The 3,272-nt window shown below is 36.2% G+C and carries 4 protein-coding genes and 1 pseudogene; all 5 read left to right on the plus strand.

The features are described from left to right. A pseudogene (locus tag B0A67_RS24610) lies at positions 1-397 on the plus strand (hypothetical protein); the annotation flags it as partial. A gap of 29 nt (positions 398-426) precedes the next feature. Then, on the plus strand, positions 427-1,482 hold the full coding sequence (locus B0A67_RS24615; protein WP_072965311.1) for a hypothetical protein: 1,056 nt from the start codon (positions 427-429) through the stop codon (positions 1,480-1,482). Between the two features lie 13 nt (positions 1,483-1,495). Continuing rightward, the gene (locus tag B0A67_RS25265; RefSeq protein WP_072965312.1) at positions 1,496-1,780 is read left to right on the plus strand and encodes a hypothetical protein; all 285 of its coding nucleotides are present in this window, start codon (positions 1,496-1,498) and stop codon (positions 1,778-1,780) included. Between the two features lie 74 nt (positions 1,781-1,854). After that, positions 1,855-2,079 (plus strand): hypothetical protein, encoded by a 225-nt coding sequence (locus B0A67_RS24625; protein ID WP_072965313.1) that lies wholly within the window; start codon positions 1,855-1,857, stop codon positions 2,077-2,079. Beyond that, positions 2,076-3,272 (plus strand): recombinase family protein (locus tag B0A67_RS24630; protein WP_207557393.1); only part of this gene is annotated, 1,197 nt, incomplete at its 3' end. The genes B0A67_RS24625 and B0A67_RS24630, both read left to right, overlap by 4 nt.

Consider the following 3,272-nt stretch of genomic DNA (forward strand, 5'->3'; position numbering starts at 1 on the left):
AAATTTTAAGATAAATCAGTACCATCAAAATTATGGCTATGATTTGGAAGCAACACTTTCAAAACATCCAATTAAGGAACTGGAAACCCGTAAGTATAAAGAAGATTTGATGGATTCCATGAAAAAAGGAAACCTGCAATCCGCTACTTTCTTAAAAGACGGTAATGAGATCAAACAATATATTGAAGCGAGCCCACAATTCAAAACGATCAATGTCTATGACAGTAACATGCAACGCATTGACAACCGCCATTCCAAAGATGAGAAGCAATCCGAAACCCAGCAAGCTTCTGAAAAGCAAGGCAGCAAAAGGCAAAATCAAAGTGCTGATGAAGATGGACCGGAAGTACCAAAGGAAGCTAAGAGAAAAAAGAAAAGCCAATCCAGTTCCATGTAGTACAGAATGTAATAAATAAAATTTGAATTATGAACGAACAACTTCCCGTTAACAGAGTAGAGATGGAACTAAACCAGTGGCGGTCCAAGGAAGAGCGTTTTAGTAAACTGTTTAATTTCAGTCTTTCCAACAATAGGTCACTGATTAAAGAAAAGCTGCATCATTACGAGCGCATTGGAACAAAATACAAAGGCACTAAAAATATTGAGGAACGTTTTGCTTTGAAGATGCTCAAACAGGAAAAGGACAAGATGCTTAAACAGCTTTACCCTAATTTTTTAGTTCGTCTTGTTCGTAAGCTGGTCGTTGCGCCACTTATTGACCAAATTGCGGTACGTAAGGATACAAAAGAAGAGGAAAAGAACAACCAATCGCTGCACGAACAGGTGCAGCGTATTGGTTTTACAGATTTGTCAGGTAAAATTGAAGATCAAATTAAACAGGGTCATGAGCAGTTTACTATTCCAGTTTCTTATTACGTCAACGAAAAAGAGCGACTGAATCATGCGTTATCTTTTTCTAAAGACCAGAGTGGACAATATCAATTCGAAGGGTATAAAACCACTTTGCAAAACGAATCAAAACCTGAAGAAGACAGAAGTCAATACTTTAAAGTGCAAGAAAGAAATTCTGTTGATACAACACAGGCTTATAATTTATTAGCGGGACGTGCAGTTCAAAAGGAAAAGTCTTGGATTCAACTGGACCTGAACGACAAGGATGCTGGCGGTAATCATCGTATCAAAGAATTTCACTCCGGTTATGGTTATGATCTTGAAAAGGCAGTGCATCAACTTCCTATGAAGGAATTATCAAATAAAACTGAAGCTGATAAATTAAAGGATGCGTTAAAACAAGGAAATAGGCAGCCCGTAACCTTGATTAAAAACGGAAATGAACATCGTTTTTATATTGAAGCCAATCCTCAGTTTAAATCGGTAAACATTTATGATGACCACTCCAGAAAAATAACACTCTCAACAGCATTGGGCAATAAACCAATGGAGACTTTAAAACAGCTGCAAAAGACAAATGAGAGCCAACAGGAGAACCATTCCAAAAAAAATGGTATGCGTGTAAGCTGATAATCCAGGAAATATGAAAACACTAAAACCTTTATCTGATTTCTTTAAGGCAATAGAAAAAGATCATCGTATCAGTATAACTCATATTGGCATATATGCTGCATTGCTTCAATTCAGAACAGAAAAGGGTTTTATTAATCCTATTGAAGTCTACAGACATGAAATCATGAGGTTAGCTAAGATAACCGGGCCTGTAACATACCATAAATGCATAAGGGAACTAAACGAGTATGGTTACATTAGTTATCTGCCAAAACGTAACAGAAATCAAAAGAGTACTATTTATTTTCCTATATGAGTAATTGAATCAATTTTAATTTAATAAGTAAAGCCCGCTTGCGGGCTTTTGCTATCAATAGAAGGAGGTATATTATGAGAGAGGAAGAAATTGATAGAATAACACCACACAAGGCAATGGAATTATTGAGAAAGGATGGTATCAATGTAGATGTTGAACAAGCAAAAACCATCTTGGATTTTCTGTACGAAATGGCTGAAATAGTGGTTGATACATATTTAGATAAACAAAAAAAACGTAAATTTACCCTCACGCAAATGGGCGTAAATAAGTATAATAAATCAATAGTAAAATCATGAAAATTGCAGATTTATATATCCGGGTAAGTACAGATGAGCAGGCTGATAAAGGGTATTCGCAAAGGGATCAGGAAGAACGTTTACGCAAATATTGTGAATTAAATTCTTATCAGGTTCGAAAAGTGATTATTGAAGATCATTCTGCAAAAACATTTAACCGTCCGGCATGGAAAAAATTCTTGATGGAGCTTCGTACTCGTAGAGGACATTCCGATTTGGTACTCTTTACCAAATGGGATAGATTTAGCCGTAATGCAGGTGATGCCTATCAAATGATAAGTACCTTAAGAAGATTGGGGGTTGAACCACAGGCTGTAGAGCAACCTTTAGATCTTACAATCCCGGAAAATAAAATGATGCTTGCCTTTTACCTTGCGGCACCCGAAGTGGAAAATGATCGTCGGGCATTAAATGTTTTCCATGGAATGCGCAGGGCGAAGAAAGAAGGTCGTGTTATGGGACTCGCACCTTTAGGCTATATAAATAAAATTTCCGAGACTGGGAAAAAACATATTGCAATCAAAGAGGATGAAGCTAGTATCATGAGATGGGTATTTCAAGAATTAGCTAAGGGAAAATTAAATACAGAACAAATTTGGAAATTAGCAAATAAAAAAGGTTTGAAAGCTACTAAAAATAGTTTTTGGGTAGCATTGCGTAATCCTATCTACTTTGGAAAAGTCTTCATACCAAAATACAAAGATGAAGAAAGTCATTTAGCGCAAGGACAGCACGTGCCATTAATTTCTGAATCCCTTTTCTATGATGTACAGGATGTACTCGAAGGACGAAAAAGAATTAGAAGAACTACTTTAACAGTTGATCCCGCTTTACCACTTCGTGGTTATCTAATATGTCCTCTATGTGGCAAGCTACTCACTGGCAGCGCGTCTAAAGGCCGTTATAAGTATTATCATTACTATCATTGCCGCTTAGGTTGTACGTTCCGTGAGAAAGCTCCTGAGTTGAATAAAAGAATTGCAGACGAAATAAAAAATTACGCAAGACCACTACCCTTTTTAGAATTATATAAAGAAGTAATAATATCCGTATTTAAAAATAAGACAAAACATGAACGCAGTGATGTTAGTCAATTAAAGAACGAATTGGATCAGGCTAATGAAAGATTGACAAAAGCTAGAAATTTACTAATTGCCGGAGATTTAGATGCAGATGATTACCGTATAATAAAA

It is taken from the genome of Flavobacterium aquidurense (assembly GCF_002217195.1).
GTDB lineage: Bacteria > Bacteroidota > Bacteroidia > Flavobacteriales > Flavobacteriaceae > Flavobacterium > Flavobacterium frigidimaris.